Annotated in this window: 17 protein-coding genes and 1 pseudogene; 6 read left to right on the top strand and 12 right to left on the bottom strand. The window is 58.8% G+C overall.

Annotated features, from left to right (window positions below):
* Positions 1-32: 32 nt before the first annotated feature.
* Positions 33-1,172, bottom strand: coding sequence for a mandelate racemase/muconate lactonizing enzyme family protein (locus ACMGT0_RS11965; protein ID WP_416772725.1), 1,140 nt, complete (start codon positions 1,170-1,172; stop codon positions 33-35).
* A gap of 100 nt (positions 1,173-1,272) precedes the next feature.
* A complete protein-coding gene (locus tag ACMGT0_RS11960; RefSeq protein WP_416772723.1) occupies positions 1,273-3,147 on the bottom strand; it encodes an alpha/beta fold hydrolase in 1,875 nt (624 codons plus the stop codon).
* Between the two features lie 105 nt (positions 3,148-3,252).
* On the opposite strand from ACMGT0_RS11960, the gene ACMGT0_RS11955 reads away from it, so the two are divergent.
* The gene (locus ACMGT0_RS11955) at positions 3,253-4,104 is read left to right on the top strand and encodes a LysR family transcriptional regulator (RefSeq protein WP_416772721.1); all 852 of its coding nucleotides are present in this window, start codon (positions 3,253-3,255) and stop codon (positions 4,102-4,104) included.
* Positions 4,105-4,179: 75 nt separating this feature from the next.
* On the opposite strand, the gene ACMGT0_RS11950 is transcribed toward ACMGT0_RS11955, so the two are convergent.
* The 3 genes from ACMGT0_RS11950 to ACMGT0_RS11940 are packed head-to-tail and all read right to left on the bottom strand — an operon-like array spanning position 4,180 to position 7,325.
* Positions 4,180-5,238, bottom strand: a complete 1,059-nt coding sequence (locus ACMGT0_RS11950; RefSeq protein ID WP_416772719.1) for an NAD(P)H-dependent flavin oxidoreductase — start codon at positions 5,236-5,238, stop codon at positions 4,180-4,182.
* 45 nt (positions 5,239-5,283) lie between these two features.
* On the bottom strand, positions 5,284-6,453 hold the full coding sequence (locus ACMGT0_RS11945; protein WP_416772717.1) for a YbfB/YjiJ family MFS transporter: 1,170 nt from the start codon (positions 6,451-6,453) through the stop codon (positions 5,284-5,286).
* 14 nt (positions 6,454-6,467) lie between these two features.
* Positions 6,468-7,325 carry a LysR family transcriptional regulator gene (locus tag ACMGT0_RS11940; RefSeq protein WP_416772715.1) on the bottom strand — a complete coding sequence of 286 codons (858 nt, stop codon included), beginning with the start codon at positions 7,323-7,325 and terminating at the stop codon, positions 6,468-6,470.
* 239 nt (positions 7,326-7,564) lie between these two features.
* On the opposite strand from ACMGT0_RS11940, the gene ACMGT0_RS11935 reads away from it, so the two are divergent.
* The 3 genes from ACMGT0_RS11935 (at position 7,565) to ACMGT0_RS11925 (ending at position 9,492) form a co-directional block, all read left to right on the top strand.
* On the top strand, positions 7,565-7,828 hold the full coding sequence (locus tag ACMGT0_RS11935) for a CopG family ribbon-helix-helix protein (RefSeq protein WP_054060951.1): 264 nt from the start codon (positions 7,565-7,567) through the stop codon (positions 7,826-7,828).
* Positions 7,829-7,862: 34 nt separating this feature from the next.
* Entirely contained in the window at positions 7,863-8,033 is a 171-nt protein-coding gene (locus ACMGT0_RS11930; protein WP_239688124.1) for a hypothetical protein, read from the top strand.
* A gap of 295 nt (positions 8,034-8,328) precedes the next feature.
* Positions 8,329-9,492 (top strand): hypothetical protein, encoded by a 1,164-nt coding sequence (locus ACMGT0_RS11925; RefSeq protein WP_416772713.1) that lies wholly within the window; start codon positions 8,329-8,331, stop codon positions 9,490-9,492.
* Here ACMGT0_RS11925 and ACMGT0_RS11920 read toward each other — a convergent pair.
* From ACMGT0_RS11920 to ACMGT0_RS11900, 5 genes and pseudogenes are all read right to left on the bottom strand, one after another.
* Positions 9,481-9,782: pseudogene (locus tag ACMGT0_RS11920) on the bottom strand (IS5/IS1182 family transposase); the annotation flags it as partial. The gene ACMGT0_RS11925 and the pseudogene ACMGT0_RS11920 sit on opposite strands and share 12 nt — an antisense overlap.
* Before the next feature lie 202 nt (positions 9,783-9,984).
* On the bottom strand, positions 9,985-12,279 hold the full coding sequence (locus ACMGT0_RS11915; protein ID WP_416772711.1) for a UvrD-helicase domain-containing protein: 2,295 nt from the start codon (positions 12,277-12,279) through the stop codon (positions 9,985-9,987).
* On the bottom strand, positions 12,266-13,066 hold the full coding sequence (locus ACMGT0_RS11910; RefSeq protein WP_416772709.1) for a hypothetical protein: 801 nt from the start codon (positions 13,064-13,066) through the stop codon (positions 12,266-12,268). Before ACMGT0_RS11910 ends, ACMGT0_RS11915 begins: the two co-directional genes overlap by 14 nt.
* Before the next feature lie 943 nt (positions 13,067-14,009).
* The gene (locus ACMGT0_RS11905) at positions 14,010-14,288 is read right to left on the bottom strand and encodes a DUF3077 domain-containing protein (RefSeq protein WP_416772707.1); all 279 of its coding nucleotides are present in this window, start codon (positions 14,286-14,288) and stop codon (positions 14,010-14,012) included.
* Between the two features lie 442 nt (positions 14,289-14,730).
* The gene (locus ACMGT0_RS11900; protein ID WP_416772705.1) at positions 14,731-16,218 is read right to left on the bottom strand and encodes a Fic family protein; all 1,488 of its coding nucleotides are present in this window, start codon (positions 16,216-16,218) and stop codon (positions 14,731-14,733) included.
* A 282-nt stretch (positions 16,219-16,500) separates the two neighbouring features.
* Here ACMGT0_RS11900 and ACMGT0_RS11895 point away from each other — a divergent pair, with 282 nt between their 5' ends.
* Positions 16,501-17,688 carry an MFS transporter gene (locus ACMGT0_RS11895; RefSeq protein ID WP_273820663.1) on the top strand — a complete coding sequence of 396 codons (1,188 nt, stop codon included), beginning with the start codon at positions 16,501-16,503 and terminating at the stop codon, positions 17,686-17,688.
* Between the two features lie 97 nt (positions 17,689-17,785).
* On the opposite strand, the gene ACMGT0_RS11890 is transcribed toward ACMGT0_RS11895, so the two are convergent.
* The gene (locus ACMGT0_RS11890; RefSeq protein ID WP_416772702.1) at positions 17,786-18,799 is read right to left on the bottom strand and encodes a zinc-binding alcohol dehydrogenase family protein; all 1,014 of its coding nucleotides are present in this window, start codon (positions 18,797-18,799) and stop codon (positions 17,786-17,788) included.
* 140 nt (positions 18,800-18,939) lie between these two features.
* Between ACMGT0_RS11890 and ACMGT0_RS11885 the strand changes: the two genes are divergently transcribed.
* Positions 18,940-19,875, top strand: a complete 936-nt coding sequence (locus ACMGT0_RS11885) for a GlxA family transcriptional regulator (protein WP_416772700.1) — start codon at positions 18,940-18,942, stop codon at positions 19,873-19,875.
* 28 nt (positions 19,876-19,903) lie between these two features.
* On the opposite strand, the gene ACMGT0_RS11880 is transcribed toward ACMGT0_RS11885, so the two are convergent.
* Positions 19,904-20,821, bottom strand: coding sequence for a LysR substrate-binding domain-containing protein (locus ACMGT0_RS11880; protein ID WP_273820661.1), 918 nt, complete (start codon positions 20,819-20,821; stop codon positions 19,904-19,906).
* Positions 20,822-20,891 lie beyond the last annotated feature (70 nt).

The raw sequence follows: 20,891 nt of genomic DNA, 5'->3' as shown, positions 1-20,891 counted from the left end.
TTTATAGTTATTCGGACAGGTGATGCGGTGGCTCAGTCGATGACGGCCCTATCGATGCAGTAGGTTTCCAGTACTTCGAGGTCAGGTTTGAAGCCCAAGCCCGGGGTGGTGCCCAGGCGCAGACGCGGTTGGAACGCCAAGGCAGGGAACAACAGGCGTTCGAACTCGATGAAGGGCACTTCCACCGCCACCTCTTCCGGCAGCAGCGTGCACAGGTGGGCCACCGCCAGCAGTCCGGGCCCGTAGTAGAAACAATGCGGCACGGCTTTCACGCCGTATTGCTGGGCCAGCTCGAAGACCTCGAGCATGGCGCCGATGCCACCGATCTTGGCGACACTCGGCTGCACCACATCGATCGCATCCTGGTCGAGCAAGGCGCGCACGCCGTTGACGCCGGCGGCGTTCTCGCCCGCCGACAGCGGCACGCCCCTGGCGCGCACGGTCGCCAGGCCACGGGCATCATCGGGCGGCCACACCGGCTCTTCCAGCCAGGTCAGATCCAGCTCGCGCAGGCGGTCAGCCATGGCCCCGGCCTCTTCCACCGTCCACGGGCAATTGACGTCGACCATCAGCTCGCCCTCCGCAGCCGGCAGCGCCTCACGGGCGGCCGCGATGGAGGCGTAGGTGGTCTCGTGCAGCTTGATCTTGCGAAAGCCCCGGTCGCGGGCACGGCGCACCTGGCGGTACACCTCCTCGGGATCGCCGCCGTAGCTGACCAGGCTGGCGTACAGCTCCAGCTCTCTGGGCGTACCGCCGAGGTAGTCGTAGAGCGGCTTTCCGGCGGCCTGGGCCGCCAGGTCCCAGAGGGCGATATCGACACCCGAGAGCGCATAGAAAATCGGGCCGGTGCTGCCAAAACCGTGCAGGGCGCGGCGGGCCTTCTCCATCTGCGCCCGGTGGTCGGCCACCGCACTGCCGATGAACTGCGGCGCGACCACATCGGTCAGCGCCTTGAAAGTGGCGGGGTTGGAGCCGTGGCCGAAGGCCTCGCCCCAGCCTACCCGGCCATCGTCGGTGGTGACCTTGATCGCCAGGCACTCCATGCGGCGGTGCCGGGGCGAGGCGGCATTGAAGGCATCATCATCCTTGGCCTGGCCCTGGGACTGGCGTTCGACCGTCCCGGCGCTGAAGGGAATGCTCAGGCGGATGATCTCGATACGGCGGACTTTCACAAACACACGCTCCGGTAGCACTTATTGGGGGATTTATTGGCTCGGCTTTGAGGTACGTTATCGTACAACACAAGCAAGAGCCAGTCCCGAGTGCGGCATTCTAACGCACCTGCCCCATTCTCCCGCCCACCAGAACCTCATCGAGCCATCGCGACACTACCTTGAAAATGTCGTCGCAATTGCGCTCGTAGATCAGGCCGTGGCCGTTGCCATGGATGCCCAGTGCGGGCAGATCCAGATGATCGACCCGCGCGCCGGCGGTACGCAGGAACGGCACGATGCTGCTGGCGAAAGAGGCGAACACCGACGTTTCGCCAGTCAGCAGCGCCACCGGCAGCCCCTCGAATGCCGGGATCCGCAACGTCGCCGGGTCAGCTGCACGCACCTCGTCAGCCGTCGCCCGGGGCGGGTCGAAGGTGATCGGCGCCGCGGTCAGCCCCCAGTCCAGGGCGCCGATACCTGGCGTTTCGCCAAACACCGGGCCCATCGGCTCGACCGTGACGATGGCCGCCACCCGTTCCGGCCGTCGATCCGCCAGCAACCAGCCATCAGGGCCCGAGGCGGAATGGGTGACGATAATGGCCTTGCCGATGCGGTCCAGCAGTTGCGCCAGGCGATCCGCGTCGAGGGTCTGTGACGCCGCCAGGTCCGCCGGCATGGGGCCGTAGGCGGCGATGAAGGCATCGAAGGCGGCTTCGTCATCGGCCGCGAACGGCCACTGGGTTTCCTGCCCGCCCTCGGGAAAGTACACCTCCCGGGCCCGCTCGTAGGAAAACGCCGGGCCCATCGGCCCCATGATCTGCGAATGATAGGGCGAGCGCCCATGGCCCGGCCGGTCGACGCAGAACACCACATGGCCGGCCTCGACGAAACGCTGGGCCCAACCCGGGCGCCCATCAGGGGTATCGAGCCATTCGGTGCCCTGCAATGTACCGCCGTGCACCAGCACCACCGGGTATGGCTGGGTGATGTGCTCGGGTGCTTCCCAGGCAACGAACATCGGGCCCTTCTGGAAGTGCCTGCCCGCCTGAGCCACCCGCGGCCCGGTGACCCAGAAATGCCCACGCCGTGAAGTGGTGGGCGCGGCGCTGTACCAGGGGGCCCGGCGCGGATCGGCGGCGCCGGGTTGCAGGGGCACACTGGCGAAGGCTGACCAGTCCCGATCGCCCAGCCCCCCGGCCATGGCCGCCGACATCCTCGAACGCACGACGCTCGCCGCCGGTAACGACAGGCCCTGGTCGGCAGCGGCCGCCAACGCCAGATTGACATCCTTGAGGCCCAGGGCCAGCTTGAAACCCGGCTCGTACTGCTCGTGGACGATGTTCTGCCCGTAGCGTTGATAGCTGGGGCAGGCAAACAGCGTCTGGGTCATGAGTTCGATGAAGGCAGCGGCCTCCAGCCCATGGCAACGGGCCAACGCGCTGGCTTCGGCCAGGGACTCGATGGCCTGGGTGATCATCAGGTTGCCGGCGATTTTCGCGATACAGGCCTGCACCGGCTGTTCGCCGAGCCTCCAGGTTTTCTTCCCGAGCACATCGAACAGCGGCTGTACCCGTGCGATCGCCGCCTCGGCCCCTGCCGCCAGGATGTTCAACTCCCCCCTGGCCGCCACGGCCGGCACGCCGAACACCGGCGCGGCCACCAGCGCCAGGCCCAACTCGGCATGGCGGGCCTGCAAGCGCTCCACGAGCCGAGGCGACAGGGTCGACATCAGCACATGCGTGCAGCGTCCATCGGCCGCCTCCAATACCCCGGCGGCCAGCAGCACGTCCTCCACCGCCCGGTCATCTGCCAGCAGGCTGATCACCACGTCCACCTGGAACGCCGCCGCTGGCGAAGCCAATTCCACCACCCCTTCCAGCCCCTCCAGGGTCTGGGGGCTGCGGTTCCAGGCCGCCACCCGATGCCCCGCCCGAACCAGCCGCGGGATGATCGCCCGCCCCATGCTGCCCACGCCAATAAAGCCAATGTTCATCGCAGTGCTCTCGATTAGGTGCCTGGGCCTATTGTGCGAAGCGCGGGGTTGCGACGGGACTGCCATTGCTGCATCTTCGCCGTTCATTTTTGTACGAGGTGCGCCGTGGACTGGAACGACTTGCGCGTTTTTCTGGCGATTGCCCGCAGCGGCTCGCTGGGCGCGGCCGCCCGGCAACTGGGCGTCAGCCACCCGACCGTCGGCCGGCGCCTGCAGGTGCTGGAGCAGGCCAACGGCCAGGTGTTCTTCCGCCGTACCGGCCAGGGGCTGGTGCTGACCGCCGCCGGTGAGAGCATCCTGCACCTGGCCGAAGAGATGGAGCGCAGCGCCCTGGCCATCGAGCGACGCATCGCCGGCGACAGCGACCAGCCCGAAGGCCTGCTGCGGATCTCCTGCGCGGACTGGTTCGCCGGCTATGTCCTGGCGCCGGTCCTGGCCGAGCTGCAACAGCGCTACCCGCTGATCGTCGCCGAAGTGATCGCCGGCCACCGCCTGTTCGACCTGGCCCGGCGGGACGCCGACCTGGCCTTTCGGATCGTGCCATTCACCGAACCCGACATCGTGCAACGGCGCCTGACGACCCTGCGCTACGGGCTCTACAGCGCCCACCTGCCCGCTCCCACTGCCGCGCAGGGCGAGCAGCCCGGCCTGATCCTGATGAACACCGCGCAGGCGCATTACCCCGACGTGCTCTGGCTACAGAGCCGCTATCCCAGGGCGAAAACCGTCTTCACCAGCAGCAGCCGCACCGTGCAGGCACGGATGTGCGCCATGGGGCTGGGCCTGGCGGTGCTGCCGCGGGCGCTCGGCGACCAGTCGCCGTTGCTCAGGCGCCTGGATATCGACGAAGAGCCGCCCACCCGCAATATCTGGATGGGCTACCACCGGGACATGCGCCAGATGGACCGACTGCGTGCTCTCGCCGACCTGGCCGTGGAGCGGCTCGGCGACGACTGACACGGCCGCTGATAGGCCATCGCGTACCACACCGCCGGTGTTCGCGGCGCCGTTGCAAAAGCCCCCAGCCGTGCTTCAGGGCTGGAGCGCCGCCAGTTCGGCCATGAGCACCTGGACCAGCGCGGCAGCGGGCAGCTCCCGGGCCAGCGGTGCCGCCTGCCCCGCCCATTGCGCCGCGAAGTCGTGACAGCCTTTCGCGGTGGCGGCGGCGTTCAGTTGCTTGTTCGCATCATAGGCATAGGGATAGGCGGCCACCGCCACCTCCCGTCCTTCCAACAGGGTGAAATTGCGGTTGACCAGTCCCCTGGCCGGCCGCCCGGAAATCACGTGGGTGACTTCGGTACGCTCGGCCGCGCTGCCCTTCAAGGCAGCACGGTAGGCCGCATTGGCCGACGACTCCGGGCAAAGAATGAAGGCCGTGCCCAATTGGACGGCCGACGCGCCCAAGGTCAATGCGGCACGGATACCGGCCCCGTCCATGATCCCGCCAGCGGCGATCACCGGCAGCGTGCTGCGGGCCACCAGCAGCCTCGTCAGCGCCAGGGTGCCCATCTTCGTATCCTCGCCGGGGTCGAAGAGGCCGCGATGACCGCCGGCCTCATAACCCTGCGCCACCAGCGCATCGACGCCCGCCTGCTCGGCCAGCCTCGCTTCGGCCAGGCTGGTCACCGAGCAGAGCAGCGTCGCGCCGATGCCCTTCAATGCCGCGATAGTGGCCTGGGGCGGCAGCCCGAAATGAAAGCTGACCACGGCCGGCTTCTCCTCCAGCAGCATCTCCAACATCGGCGCATCGTCCAGGAACGAGCGATAGATCTCGCGCAGCGCCGTGGGTGGCTCGGCGCCAAACTCACGAAACAGCGGGCCCATGACCTGCAACCAGCCCGTGTCCCTGGCCGGGTCGGGCAACGCGGGCTGGTGACAGAACACATTGACGTTGAACGGCTTGTCCGTGAGCGCCGCCGTCTCGCGGATCGCCTGACGCGCCTGCTCGACACTGGAGGCGCCGATTCCCAGGGAGCCCAGCCCTCCGGCATTGGACACCGCCGCCGCCAACTGCGGCGTCGAGACACCGGCCATGGGCGCCTGGATGAGGGGAAGGTGCACATTCAGCAAGGACAGCAGCGTATTCGACATGGCATCACCTGAATGACTGGATGAAAATAACCTGCATGACGCGCCTCACTCGCGCGTAACCGGGCCGACGGTCAAGGCCGCCGCCAGCCAGAGCGCCAGGGTCGCGGTCCACAGGGAGGGGTTGAAGGAATGGGTCCGCGCATAGAGGGCGCCAGCGATCAGCGGTCCGAGGATCTGGCCGATGCCGTGCGCGGCGGTCATCACCGCCATGATGTTCATCCGGAAGTCGGCCGAGACCCGCTTGGCCGCCGGCATCGCGATGGTCACCGTGCCCATGAACGTCGCCCCCACCACCAGGGCACTGGCGATATAGGCCGCGGGCGTCTGGGTGATGGCCGGAAGCAGCACACCGATGCCCTGCAACGACAGGTTGCCGCGCAACGCCGCGCGCGTCCCGAAACGCCCATGAACCCGATGCCAGACGTAGCAGGACGGCGCCGCGCCGAGCCCGAACACCGCCCACAGGTGCACCGGGTTGACCGAACCCAATGCATCCTTGACCAGCAACGGCAGGTAGGTCGCGGTGATGATGTAGCCGAGCCCCGACAGGCCATAGAGGCCGATCAGGCGCCAGGCGGCCAGGGGCAGGTGATCGAGTCGCAACGTCGCTGCCTGCGTCGGTCGCGACGCCAGCGGTCGCCCGTCGAGCAGGAGCGCCCCGCCGCCGCCCAGGATCAGCGACGCGACCGCGAGCACGCCCCACAACTGGTAGGCATCGAGGGCAAACCGCTCGCCGACCGCCAGCAGCTCGGCGGACAAGGCAATCCCGACGCCCACCCCCGCATACAGAATCGGCGCGCCCTCCGGATGAGCCCGGTGCTGCAACAGCCAGAGCGAGGCGGCAATCATCGACAAGGCACTGAACACCCCCGCCGCGCCTCGGATCAGGATGATTGCCCAGGGACTGGAAACCCCACCCAGCAACCCTAGCGATATCACCGTCGCCACCACCGACACCAGTCCCCAGTGACGGGCACTCGGCGCCTGCAGCCGGGCCGCCAGCAAGGCGCCGATCAGGTAGCCCAGGTAATTGGCCGAGGCGGCGAGCGTGCCATCACTGACCGAAAGCACGCCCTCCCCGACCATGACCGGATACACGCCGGTAAAGGCAAAACGACCGAAGCCCATGCCCACCGCGATCACCGCGGCGGCAGCCAGGGCGGAGGTGAAAGGGCGATTCAGCGAAGCAGACGTGTCGAGCGGCGAAGCGAGCATGGCGCCCCCTTTATCTACGAGGCCAGGGCGAGATCCGTGAAGGCGCCGATAGCGGCCGTCCGGCTGCCCTTGCGGTACACCAGCCACGTCGCCACGTTGGCGATCGGCCGGGTGGTGACCGCCGGCGACGGCGGCTGCAGGGCCAGCAGGCTGGTCGGCGCGATGCACAGGCTCTGCCCGGCCACCACGCAGGCGAACATGGCGTGATAGGAGGCCACTTCATGGGTCATGGATACGGCCAGTTCGCCCTGCTCGGCCAGCCACTGCTGACCGACACGACGATAGGTGCAGCCTGCGGCGAAGGCCGCCAGCGTCAACGGCGCCTTGCCCTGCCCCACCGGCATGACGGCCACCAACTGTTCCTCGAAGACCGGCACACCGGCCAAACCGCGATGGGCCAGATCCTCCTCGATGGGGGTGCCCTCCTCGCCCGTCAGCGCCACCAGGGCGCAATCGACCAGGCCATCACCGAGCAAGTCCAACAGCGCCTGGCTGGTACCGGTCTTCACCGCCAGACGCACATTCGGCCAGCGTTGCTGGAAGGCCGTCAGCACCCCGGGCAAGCGGGCGGCCGCCGTGCTCTCCATGCTGCCGATGCGCAACGTGCCTTGCGGCTGCGCGGGATGCAGCACCTGCACTGCCTCCTCCGCCAACGCCAGCAGGCGCTGGCTGTAGTCCAGGAACAGCTTGCCCTGGTCGGTCAACGACAAGCGCCGGCCTTCGCGAACGAACAGGTCGACGCCCAGTTGCTGCTCCAGTGCCTGGATACGGGTGGTGACGTTCGATTGCGCACGGCCCAGGACGACGGCGGCCTTGGTCACGCTCAGTTCGGCGGCTACGGTCTGGAAGATTTCGAGGGAGCTCAGGTCCATTTTAATTCTCTAAAAGAGATTATTAAAAACACTATATTCTCAAATAAAGATTAAATGAAGTGCCAATCGTCTACCAGCCCGGCCCTTCGCCTGGAGTGCCCCGCTCGCCCATTGCCTGGACCTGCGCCTTGATGCTCCTGGCTGGACGATCGCTTGGCGCATCGGGTTTGGTTGAAAGCACTGCCTCCAAAGGCCTACATTTTCCGTTCACGCATGCGTTTTCAGAGGAGGACATGACCATGGCATCGCCCGTACTGTCATTCCGCGTGGAGGATGGGTTGGTTGAGAAGCTTGAGCGTTTGGTTCAAGCAACGGACCGGGATCGCCAATACCACCTGAAGCGTGCTCTGGACCGTTACCTTGAGCCCGAATGCTGGCACATGGACGCCATTGCCGAGGGCATCGCTGACGCGGATGCGGGCAACCTCACTGATCTGAAGGTCATCAAAGCCAAATGGGTGAACCGCGCCAAATATTGTGTTGGCGGACATAGCGGGCAGTGACTTTGAAGCCAGTCATAAATGCTGCGAAACGCGCATGGGTGTGGCGTCGGCCGATGCAGTCATCACCGAGATGATCGAGGCGCTGGAATGCCTGGAAACGTTCACTGGTTTGGGCAGGCCCTCCCAGACGCCAGATGTCAGGGAGCTGATCTTCGCTCGCTATCCTTTCATCGCGCCTTGCCGGTTGCGCTATGGCGAGGTGTAAGCGCTTTGCATTCTGAGCAAGAGGACAGAGCGGGCTGAGGAGTGTTGAATCAGATCCGATCTGCGCTGCGTCCACAAAGTAGGAGCATTCATTTCCGAGTCTGGCTCGGCAGACAAATACGTCCCCTTTCGCTCTCCATACGCTTATTAGTCGCCGACTTCCAGCCTCTGCCAGTGAGAAGATAGGGAAATCTCGTAATCAAGTAGCGGTGCTGATTTTTCTTACGAGCATGTAGTAGCATCCAGAATAGAAAATTTAATCGTAGCGCTGCTTTTTGGAAGGAAGCCATCAAGAAATGAAAGTTTTTTTAAACAGCAAACGCAAAAAAATTTTACTTTACCTATTAATTATATTCATGTCACTAGGGATATTTATTCCCTTGGCAGTGCTGACCAAATACTATTTGAAGCTTGGAAATATTTCTGGAGACCCTCAAGACTGGTCAGCTTTCGGATCTGTACTATCAGGCTCATTCACTTTCCTTGCTGCTATTTCAACAACCGCAACCTTCTTGTTTTTGATATGGCAAAAGAAGGAATCCGACGAAGTGGTCGCAAAACAGATTACCGCCATGCAGTTTGAGCAATACATTAAGCATAGAGCGATATTCATGGAAACCTTAGATGAGCTGGAAACAAAATACGACAAGGACTTTATATTCAGAGAGCGCAATGAACTGTATCGCCTCTTATTCCCAGAGAATGGTGCATTCCACATATCCTATAAAGGATCCAGCTTCTGTGAGTTTTTAGTAGAGAAACTTCAGGATGTATGGAACACACAAAATAAGCTTATCTGTAGCGTAGATGTTTATCATGCAGAGGAATTCTGCTGGACTCTGCGGCAGCTGCATGAGCGACTGGGAATTAACTGGGAGAGGAGGGATCGGGAAGGTGACATCAGTGTATTCGAGACACATATCGATGACAGGGGGAAAAAGAAGGCGGGTTTAAACTTACTCAACATAGCGAACGACTTGGAGCGCACTGACTACATAGTGAGAACCTTACTGGAGTTTTCGGCACAAGAAGAACTATATATAACGATGCGTCGCTACCTCACCGACCTGACCGTTCTTTTCGAGAATCTCTACAATTCAGCATTGGAGCGCGACCAAACCGGAGTGAGCTTTTATTCGGAAACTGATAATGGACTGAGCGCGCTTTATGAACTTTACCAGTACTCCAAGCTCACCATGCATAGAAACGAAAGGATATTCGATCCGATTTATAGCCGTCTCCATGAGGTCATACACAAAGGTAGAGGCGATAAAATTTTTTCGTCTACTGAGACTCTGAGAAATTTTTCTGAGTCATGCAGAAGTCTTGTGATCGACATACAAAAGGATCTTGCAAAAAAAACCGAATCAAGAATAGACATCACAGTGGACGGACTGAATTTTTTAGAAATATACAAAAAAATCAACGACCTAGGCACTGTAAGAAAATTAATGTCGTAAACACCGTCGCCAGCAAGCGAGTGTGGCCATCGTTACAAAGATTTCGGCCAACTTGCAGTAGTGAGCATCCCTGCCGGTGGTGCTCCTTTAATCTGCTGAATAATCGCTCGATAGCGTTGCGCTGTCGGTATTTGGGCCCGTCACACAGACGCGATAAGCCCGGCTTGGGTTTGCGTTTCATGTCACGTAGTGGAATCTCGATAGCGGTCGTAATAGTGCCGTAAGGACTTCGTGCCATAGCCCCTATCGGCCAGGAACCAGCGGCATCGCTTACGTGGTCGGCCTCGTGAGCCGAAAACGAAAACCGGGACTGAAAGCCGCAGAAAACTCGGACACCTATCAGTCGGTCTCGAGTCAAGGTCAAAAGCCACCAATGGAAAAGCGGGACGTATCAAAATAAATCCGTCCCCTTTCCGGTCCCCTTTCCGAAAATAAATCCGTCCCCTTTCCGCGTCCCCTTTCCGGTCAGTCCCCTTTCCGGTCAAAGACAATTCAGAAGCTATAATTCCCCTGTATCATAATTTTTTTATTATGAACTGCAGACTCAAGCACTTCTGAAGACCCGCGAATTTCCTCCCCTATAATCCAGACAACATTTCTTGCGCGCGTCACGGACACATAAAGCCTGTTGTGCGATATATAATTTTGATACATTTTGCTTGCAGTCGATGTGATATTTGCGGTATTTGGCACCCTACCTTTATCAACTCCAGCCAATATAACCGCCTCGAACTCCAACCCCCCAATATAGTCTGATATAGCAACTATATTTGCCGAGCTTTTTTCAGCTATTTTTATCGCTTCTATATCTCCCCGCTTTACAATCTGCGAGATGGGTTTTTTGTTCTCTGCGGCATACCTTAGAGCTTCAGAAAAAACAATTCTATCAAAAAATATAATTGCAATTTGATGTCGCTTTAGCCCTTTTGTAGTGCGTAATTTTTCTGCAGCTTTGAAAGTCTGCTCTAATAGGTTCTTCTGATTGTTCAACATGAAATATTGTGGAACCTCTTCCTCTGAGAGACTCCCGTATATATATGGTGTCTGCGATATTGGATTGTCGAAATTTGTGAAAATATTTGCCCCATGAGACGTAATCGAAAAAGCTAAATCGGTAATAGATGGGGAGCACCTAAATACCGCACTCAGCGTGGTTTTTTCTTCGGATGAATTAATTCCTAAAGACTCGTGGAATTCGGCATCGTTCCATGCAATGTCCCCGAGCGCTTGAGACAAATCAATAGCATATGCTATTGGCGTGGTCTTTGAATTTTTCGTTAAGAAATGAACAAGCGAAAGCTCATTCATATTGAAAAGATGAACTTCGTCTATGAAAATTGAATCGTAACCCTCTTGACTTCGCCTTCTGCGCCATATAGGTGAGTCTAGTTTTGAAATGGCAGAGATTGCAATATCGTCTACGTCGAATTGAGAGAGTTGATTTAGTATTTCTGAGTACTTGCTAAATATATTAAATATAAAACGGCGATCTTCCTCAGATTGTATTGGAAGGCCATAGGCGGGACGTGAGACTAACCGGTAATTATCAAAAGTTTCGTCGCATCGTCCTTTTATCACAACGCTGATCTCATGGCGCATCAGCTCAGCCACTTTGAACAAGTCGTCATTTTCAAGAAAATTATAAAGTTCTTTAGATATGAAGTCCTTATGACCTGCCAAATCCGATGTGTATTCTTGCAGCACTTCTACCAAATGGAGAAGCTGAATGTTTTTTGATTCAAATGTATCTTCATCCAATAGCTCGGATTCATGGATATCATTTTTCAAAAAATCACCACAAACATCTTGGAGAGTTTTTATCTCTACCTTTTGATAGTCATTAACTTTATTGAAGCTTTGGTCTCTATCTAAAACCTCAAAGAAGTATTGGACGTTTTGTGCCATTTCTTGGCTTGGCACAATAAAAAGGAACTTGACTGCGCTTCCGGATCTGTGGGCATCTCTAAGCCAATGTAAGCATTTCAATACCAAACAAATGGTTTTACCACTGCCTGCAGGGCCTTCGATCCTAGAGGGTAGATTGAAGGGTTTATTAATGAATTCAAGCTGTTTTGAAGATAGCTTTTTATATGGATCTTCCGCTCCTAGCAACAGTGATGTTGAAAGTTGCTCCCCTTCTAAAGTTGTGGTATTGAAAAATAAGCTGGTTTGAGGGGATGACTCGGGCTCGGTTTTGTACAGCGCGCGATCAAATATCGCCTCAATCGATTTATTAAAGTTTGTAGTAGAAAACTCTTCTTTGGCGCCATTTCCTTCAGAAGTTCCAAACTTGTAAGTCAGTAAGTGCTTCCCTAGGAAGCGTTTTGAAAGCCTACGCTCCCCTGCACTTCGCTCCACGGTTAGCCGGTAGGAGGTGCCTGCTGTTATTGGGAACGGAAAAACTATTGCTTTTGTTGAGCCGGGCGGGAGGTACTCATTATTATTAAGATTTAAATTATTCCAGAACTTTATAGCGAACCTTAGTAATTTTTGTATTGCCGTTAGAATCATTGCAGGCGATACATCACTAAAGCTTAGCGTTTCAAAATCAATGGTAATTGTGTTCTTTTCGGAGTTATACGATTCCCCAGGCGCCAAGAGAATCTGTCCGTTTTTATAGGAGATGAGTTTTAACCCTATAGCTCCGGCGTCTTGGGGTTCTCCACGACCACAGAGAATATTGATAAGAGATGCAGAGGTCTCAAAATCAATGCTCTGCAATTCCCTATTGCTTATTATCGCCTTGGCTGACTCTTCCGTGACACCTAAAAATTCACTCAATTTCATATAGCCTCCTTACTATGGCCAGATCGTCTTTTGAAATATCTTGAGTGCCGACCCTGCTGTAGAGATGTGAAAAACGTTGAAGTAGCAGTTCTACATGGGGCGATACCAAGGTGGAAATGAAGCATGCTTGCTCATTCGGTCTTACAATTATGTTTTTATAGCTTGTATCTTTTTCTCTCTCGTACTTTACGTGCTCAAGCCCCTTGGATATCTCTCCCAAGGTTTTTTTAGAAATGCATATAGGCTCAGATAGATCTACTACGTAGCCTTTTGGAGGCTCGCTGTCGTGTATTATTCTTTCTAAGAAAAAAGTGTCATTGCGCGTATTTTTGATAATGGCTTCTAGGTACTTTTTCCGATTTTCTTTTATTATTTTATTTTTTGTGGTTATTTCTTTTTTCTTAATAAAGCCTTCAAGATCTTCAAGCTTTAGCCTATCTTGCACCTTGACGCTTTTTTGATCTAAGATCTCTAAAGCCTTATCAAAACCGTAAATTTCAATTGCCACTTTTGAAATCTCGTATTTCTCAAGTATTTCAGAAACAAGGTTTTTAATAGCAGAACTGGACTGATCCGCGACTTCGGCATTCCCTCTTTTTTGCATCCACTCAGATAGTTGATAAATAGGCAGACAGACGAGAGGGCGTGTTTTTTGCTGCGCGATGTCGCATCGAGCAGTTACGATTATTCCGAATTGTGCACTTCCATCTGAAACTTGGAGGCAGTTGAAAATTGATCCCTGAGTATACTTACCCACCGGCGTTTCTTTAGTCAATACTCGCATCATGCCCTCTCAACATTCCCTAATGCTGCATGATGGCAATTTGAACCCACAAGTATCAACAAAAAAATCCACAGAATGAGAGAGAAAACGTAATTTTTTGGGGTGTGCGGGGGTTTTCGCGTGGGGCTGATCTGGTTGCAGGCGTTGACCGAGCTTGGCGGCTATCTGACCAACAACGAGGGCACCATTGCTCACCGCGATGAGGTCCAACCTGCTTAGATCACTTAGGCTCTGTACGAAGATGATGTCGTAAACACTGCATAGCGCAGGCCAGAGAGACCATTGCCGCGTAGTTTTTTGCGAGCTTGTTGTGAAAAATGTGGAAAAATGAGACACCCATCAGCCAGTCTCGTGTCAAGGTCAAAAGCCCCCTCCCCCTGCTATTTTTAAAGGTAGGGTTTGTCCTTCAACTCAACCTGATCGTTGAACCCGTCGAACCCGTTTTCTCATGGTCTGGCTACGACCGAGTCGTGCCTGACACCCATTTGGATCAAGCGATCGCGATACTGCGCGCGCCGCCCTGGCAGCTAACTGCCCCAGAGAAACGTTGGTGCCGCCAAGATGTCCAAAACGCGTCACAGAACTGTGGCTCGTGCTAATACACGTCCAGTCCCAACGGGCTCACTTGGCAGACGACCCGGTTACAACACACTCAGGCGGTGACAGCCGGCTTCCACTCAGATTTTGTGGTTCACGCCCAGTCCCGTTTTGGTTGGCCGGCCATCACCTTAACTCGTCCTTTAGACGAAACAGCGCTTGGCATCGAAAGGCTGTTTCTCCTTCAGGATGTGGTAGCTCGCCCGTGCCAGCTTGTGAGCCAGCGCTTTGGTGGCGAATACGGAATTGACCAAAAAGGGGACTGACCGAAAAGCGAAAAGGGGACAAATTTATTTTCTGTATCTGACTCGTAAGAAAATAGATCCATCTCCTTTCCGTGCCCCCTACCCTACATTGACACCCTAACCAGCATCCCCTGCGTCAGATCATCGATGATCGCTTTACCCATTTCGCTCAAATAATGCGCTGCCCAAGCATAGCGCTCACCATCATTTTCCAGAGCAGCATCAAGGGAAAGTGCTTTGGCGCAGTGGAGCAAAACAGAGGCGTGCTCCATGGCTTCCAGGATAGGCACGTCCGGATTCACCCGAAATAGCTCTCGGCCTTGGGAGCCGCATTGGGAGAAGGTCGTAACGCCGAGGGTTGTGGCTGGGACTGAATCAGTCATTGCTCACCTCCAGCCTGGACCTGGGTGCTGAGTGTTCAACGGGGAATCTTGTTTGAGTGAAGCCGTACATGTGCGAACTCCTATACCCGAGGTAAGAGCTGCCACGTTCGTTTCCAAGCGAATGGGTGGCAGCTGTGCGCAGGTTGGAAAACCGGGGGTATAGGTCCCGGCAGGACCGAAGTCCTCCCGCGCACAGCCGCCATAGCACGACATTGCAGACGAAAAAATAGCGCCTGCCATCGTGGTGGGGCGCCAGTGCGCCTATACCCTGTATTCGGGTTTCCAAGCCCGGTCGTTGAATTGGCAACGACACGGCAAAGGTAGCGCGCACCATCAGAGGCGGCAATGCGACTGGCGGTGCGTATTTAAGTCGAAAAATGTCAATCGGTACAGAGGAACACTTCAGGAGTTGGGTATGCCTTCATATGCCTTCGTCAGAGGATTATGCATCTTCCTCTTGTTCTCTGAGCAAGGCTTGTGTGACCTGCTCGATGTAGTCGAACACTCCTTCCTGGACCGAATACTTGTACTGCTTGCGACGGTGCTTTGAGACCGTGCCGTTTTGCGATAAACACATCATCACCAGGCTGGACAGGTCGCTACCCCGGACGTCGTAGCGTTCGTTCACCGCCTTGATGATCCTGTCGTAGCGCTCAAGGAAAACCGTCTCCTCTCGCAACTCGACTTCGAGAGCGCGCTTGGCCATTTCCAATGTGAATTGCACGCCTGGCGTCGCATCCCAAAAGCGATAAATGGCCGGATGACCGGTGAAGTTGAACGACAGATTGCCCTGGTCGATCCAGCGCACATCCCAGTACTCACGCGCAGGCCGAGAGAACACCTGCAATGTTTCCAGATACAGGCGCTCCTCGCGCTTCATGGCAACCGAAACCGGCAGCAGCAAGCCATTTTCCAACGCACCGGCACGGCATAACGTCTGGTGGATCAGGAAGCGGGAAAGGCGACCGTTTCCGTCCATGAACGGGTGCAAGAGCACAAAACCAAACGAAATGACTCCAGCAGCCACCAGTGGGTCGATCTGCGTGGCGGCGTCATTTCCCAAGGTCATCAATTGTTCCATCAGCTCCCGGCACAGGTCGGGTGGAGGCGGAACATAGCTGACACCAGCAGCACCTTGCAGGCCGTTTGCTAGATGATTCTGTTCATGCCGGAACGCGGCAGCCATGTCGTAAGGATTGGAGAGTGTGGCGTTCTGAAGAGCAACCAGATATTCCTCGCTCAGTGGAGTGCGATCATGTGCCTGCTTGAGCAACTGGATGAAACGTCGAGACTTGTCCTCGCTAGGGGACTCTTTCTCGATCGCGAATGAATCCTGGGTTTCATGCAGGTAGGCCCAGTTGATCGCACGATCCATCATCCCGGATGGCAGGTTCGCGATGAAGTCATGTGCACGAGCAAGAATGTCATGTCCAAGTAGTTCCAGGATTTTAGGTGTGCGCTCGACGGTGGCGCAGTAGGCTAGTGTGCCAATACCGTTGAACTCCACGCGCCAGCGGGAGTTACGCTCGCCGGGCATCGTAACGTATTGCTCCGGATCGAACAGAGGTATGAAACCACCTTTGACTGGAGCATGTTGATTCAGCTCGGCGCCGGTAAAGGCCTCGTAGAGAAAGCAGGCCTTGCGGATGTAGATTCCGTTTGGAGCGTTATGCAACTCGGTTTCCAGTGCAGCAGCGGGAATCTGGGGTAATGCCTGGGCCAGGATGGCGAGATTGACACCCTCATGTTTCAGGGCGAATAGTACGTGTCCCAACAGGTCATCAGGTGCCGGCGCCATTCCAGGTGGCACTGCCAGCGTCCCACCGATCCGTTCAAGGCGAGTGACGGGTTGCACCCTGGCCGGCTGGCGCAAGGGAAAAGCGGAGAGCCGTAACCCGTCCTGCAGCCAGGCATATCCAGCCGTGTTCATGGAGCAAATCCTCATTTTTGATCAATCCGCACAGTTTTTTTTAAGCGGACCAAGAAAATCTTAAGAATTGCAGGTTATCCCAACTTTTTCTTAAGTATCCAGCTCTATCTCATCGTCGTCCGCTTGAGACTGGCCCAGTCAAGTGCGCAAACCCACTTCGAATACACCATCTATTTATAGAACCCCGGCCCTTCATTGACCGCCATCAATCCTCGACGCCCCCACCCCCCATTGTCTAAGATCGGACCTTTAACGTTTCAGCGTATTTCAACAAGGATCCCGATGTCTGTTCATGAGGCGCCACCCGCCACCTACTCGAAAAGCACCGTCGCCAAGATGGAGGCGGCCATGGCGCTGGGAAGCTTTGCCATTGGTACCGGCGAATTCGCCATCATGGGGCTGATGCCGGACATCGCCCACAACCTGCAATTGACCGAACCCCAGGTCGGCCATGCGATCAGCGCCTATGCCCTGGGCGTGATGGTCGGCGCGCCGACCCTGGCGATCCTCGGCGCCAAGCTGCTGCGCAAGCACATGCTGCTCCTGCTGATGGCGCTGTATGCGCTGGGCAACCTGGCGACCGCGTTCGCGCCGTCGTTCAGCAGCCTGGTGGCCTTCCGGTTCATCAGTGGCCTGCCCCATGGCGCCTACTTCGGTATCGCCGCGGTCATCGCGTCGAGCATGGTGGCGAGCAATCAGCGCGCCGGAGCCGTGGCCCGGGTGATGATGGGCCTCACCCTGGCGATGCTGCTGGGCAACCCGATTGCCACCTTCCTCGGACAGTTCTTCGGCTGGCGCTCGGCGTTCGTGCTGGTGGGGGCGATTGCGCTGTGCACCATCGCGCTGGTCTGGCGCTTCGTGCCGCAGCCGCACGACGAGCCCCGTAGCGATCCGCGCAAGGAACTCCAGGCCTTTCGCCTGCCACAGGTGTGGATGGCCCTGGGCATCGCGTCCATCGGCTTTGCCGGGATGTTCTGCGTGTTCAGTTACCTGGCGCCGACCATGCTGGAGGTGACCCAAGTCTCGCCGCAGTGGATTCCGTTCGGCCTGGCGGCCTTCGGGGTAGGCGGCATCATCGGCAATATCGCCGGCGGCAAGCTGTTCGACCGCCTGCAGTTCCGCGCCGTCGGGCTGGTGCTGGTGTGGTCGATCGGGGTGCTGCTGTTCTTCCCCTTCGCCGCCAGCTCGCTGTGGTCGCTTCTGCTGGGCATCGGCCTGGTCGGTACCATGGTCGCCCTGGCCGCGCCGCTGCAGATCCGCCTGATGGACATCGCCCACGAAGCGCCGAGCCTGGCCGCCGCCTCGAACCATGCCGCGTTCAACCTGGCCAACGCCCTGGGCCCATGGCTGGGCGGGATGGCGATCACCGCCGGCCTGGGCTGGACCAGCACCGGCTACATCGGCGCCGCCACGGCGCTGATCGGCCTGGGCCTCTACGGGGTGGCCCGGCGGATGAAGGGCGGGCACTGAGCCCGGACGGCGCCCTCCTCCGGGCGCTGCCGACAACCACCGACGAGCCGCCACGGTGCGGCCCGTCGGGGTCTCGCGGCGCCTCCAGGCGCGCCGCTCAGTCCGGGTTCACTTCCAGTACGAGCTTGCCCTGGGCCCGGCCACTCTCGATGAGGGCGTGAGCCCGACGCAGGTTGTCGGCGTTCAACGGGCCGAAGTGCTCGCCCACCGTGGTGCGCAGGATGCCGTCATCCACCAGCAGGGCCACCCGTGTCAGCAGCGCCTGTTGCAGGGCCTGGTCCTCGGTGCGGTACATCGAGCGGGTGAACATGAACTCCCAGTGCAGCGAGATCGACTTGCGCTTGAGCGGCATGGCATCCAGCGACGCCGGGTCATCGATCAGCGCCAGCTTGCCCTGGGGCTTCAGCACTTCGACCAACTGCGGGTAGTAGTACTCGGTATGGGTCAGGCTGATCACGTAGTCGACCTGGGCCACGCCCAACTCCTTCAGTTGGGCCTGCAAGGGCTGACCATGATCGATCACATGATGGGCCCCCAGCTCGCTCACCCAGTCGCGGGTCTGCGGGCGCGAGGCCGTGCCGATGACGGTGAGCCGGGTCAGCCGGCGCGCCAACTGCACGAGAATCGAGCCGACGCCACCGCCTGCGCCGATCACCAGCAGCGACTGGCCCAGCCCGCCCCCTTCCGCCACCCGCAGGCGATCGAAGAGCAGTTCCCAGGCGGTGATCGCGGTCAACGGCAGTGCCGCGGCCTCGGTCGCGCTGATCGATAACGGACGCCGGGCAGCGATACGCTCGTCGACCAGCCCGTAGTCGGCATAGCAGCCCGGCCGGGTGATGTCGCCCGCATACCAGACCGGGTCACCGACCACGAAACCGCTGACCTCGGCACCCACCCCCTCCACCACGCCGACGGCGTCCCAGCCGAGGATGCGCGGCGCAGCGGGCTGCACGCCCAGACGCAACTTGCTGTCCACCGGGTTGACGGCAATCGCCTGGATTTTCACCAGCAGGTCCCGCGGCCCGGGCACGGGCTTTTCCAGTTCGATTTCGTACAGCGCCCGGGGATCGGCCAGGGGCAACCCGGCCTGATCGTAGACAAAGGCTTTCATTGACGTACTCCTGCGTTGGGCTCGCGGCTCATGAGCCGCAGGCGGCTGTTGGCTGATTCCTGGCCATCATCGTGCCGTCCGTTGACCCGAAAACAAATGACATATAGGGTCATGATTCTAGACATCAGGCGATTACGGACATGCATCGAATAGGCTACCTGCTGAGCGAGGGTTTTCAGGTGATGGCGCTGGGCACCCAGACGGTGTTCGAGTTCGCCAACGTGGTGGCCCAGGAGCCCATCTACCAACTGACCAATTACTCGATGGAGGGCGGCCAGGTCCGCTCCTCGATCGGTGCCGTCGTCGACACCGAACGCGCTGACGGCCAGGCCGCCGATACGTGGGTGGTCTCCGGGGTGGTCGACCCGCTGGCGCATGAGGTCAGCCAGGCCCAGTTGCAATTCGTGCGCGAGTCCGCCGAACACTGCCGACGCACCGTCGGGCTCTGCACGGGTTCGTTCGTGCTGGCCGAAGCCGGGCTGCTCGATGGTCGGCGGGTCACCACCCACTGGGCGTATGCCGATGCGCTGCGCCAGCGCTACCCGGCGGCGCGTGTGGAAGTCGACCGGATCTTCATCGAGGACAAGGGTGTCTGGACCTCGGCCGGCCTCACCGCGGCCATGGACCTGGCGCTGGGCATCGTCGAAAACGACCTGGGCCCGGAGCTGGCCACCCAGGTGGCGCGGGTGCTGGTGATGTATCACCGGCGCAGCGGCGGCCAGTCGCAGCATTCGCGCATGCTGGCGCTGGCGCCCAAGTCCGACCGCGTGCAGGCGGCCCTGGAGCACGCCCGCGCCAACCTGGCCGGCGACCTGACCCTCGAAACCCTGGCCGCTACCGTGCACCTGAGCCCGCGCCAGTTCAGCCGGGTGTTCCTCGCCGAAACCGGGCTGTCCCCGGCCAAGGCGGTGGAACAACTGCGGGTGGAGTCGGCCCGCCACATGATCGAGCGGGGCCGGCATTCACTGGAGGTCATTGCCCGGGAGAATGGTTTCCGTGACCGCCGACACCTGCGCGAGGTGTTCGTGCGCACGCTGGGCGTTTCACCCCTGTCGCTGCGGCGCGAGAAGGCCTGAACAGGGTTGCGGCGACCGCGGCCCCGCGTCAGAAATCGAAGCCGTGTCCCAGCTCCTTCTCCATCCACTGCAGGAAACGCCGCACCCGGGAGAAGTTCGAATGGGCTTTGGGGAACACCAGGTGGTGGGCCGCCACCGGGGCGCTCAGCGATTCGGGTGACACCTTCACCAGTTCGCCGGAGTCGAGGTACTTGCGCGCCAGCAAAGCGCTCTCCAACGCAAAACCCAGACCATGGCTGGCCGCTTCCAGGGTCATGTAGGAACGGTCGAAACTCAACGCGTAGGGTTTCTCCGGACGGGCCAGGCCGTGCTGGGCAAACCAGGCCGGCCATCTGAGCAAGGTGGCCTCGGAGAGAATCAGCTCGCGGTCCAGCAGGTCCATGGCGCTGCTCACCGGGTGTCGCGCCAGCAGTTTCGGCGCCGCCAGCACCTCGAAGGTTTCGTTGCGCACCGTGCGCACTTCGTAGCTGGGCCAGTTGGGCTCGCCATGGCGGATATCCACGTCGATCTTGTCGCGGCTGAAATGCAGGGACTCGTAGGAGCACGACAGGTTGATCTGGATATCCGGATGCTCATCCCGGAACGCCTCCAGACGCGGCATCAACCAGAGCAGGCCGAAGCTCGGCGAGGAATGCAGGCGCAGGCAGTCCAGGCTGACATCGCTGCTGGCCCGTTCGGTCGCCACGGCCAGGCTGTGCAGCAGGCCGGACACCTCCTTCAGGTACTGTTCGCCCACCGGCGTCAGAGTCACGCCGCGTGCCCCGCGCACGAACAGCTGGCGGCCGATCATGGCTTCCAGTTTGGCCAGTTGATGGCTGACCGCAGAGGGCGTGAGGTCCAGCACCTCGGCCGCGCGGGCGACGTTACCGAAGCGCGCAGCCTGCTCGAAGGCCTGAATAGCCCTCAGCGGAGGAAGGGGCGGCGCCGTATCGTCGAGAGAGCGCATGGCAAGGGGTCCGCATGTTTTGTGGCTTTCCATTCAACCACCAAGCCGATCGGCTGACGAGTGCTGAATT

This window comes from Pseudomonas sp. RHF3.3-3, assembly GCF_048069595.1.
Taxonomy (GTDB): domain Bacteria; phylum Pseudomonadota; class Gammaproteobacteria; order Pseudomonadales; family Pseudomonadaceae; genus Aquipseudomonas; species Aquipseudomonas fuscovaginae_B.
Note: the sequence above shows the minus strand (reverse complement) of the source record. Positions and strands in the feature narration are given on the sequence as shown.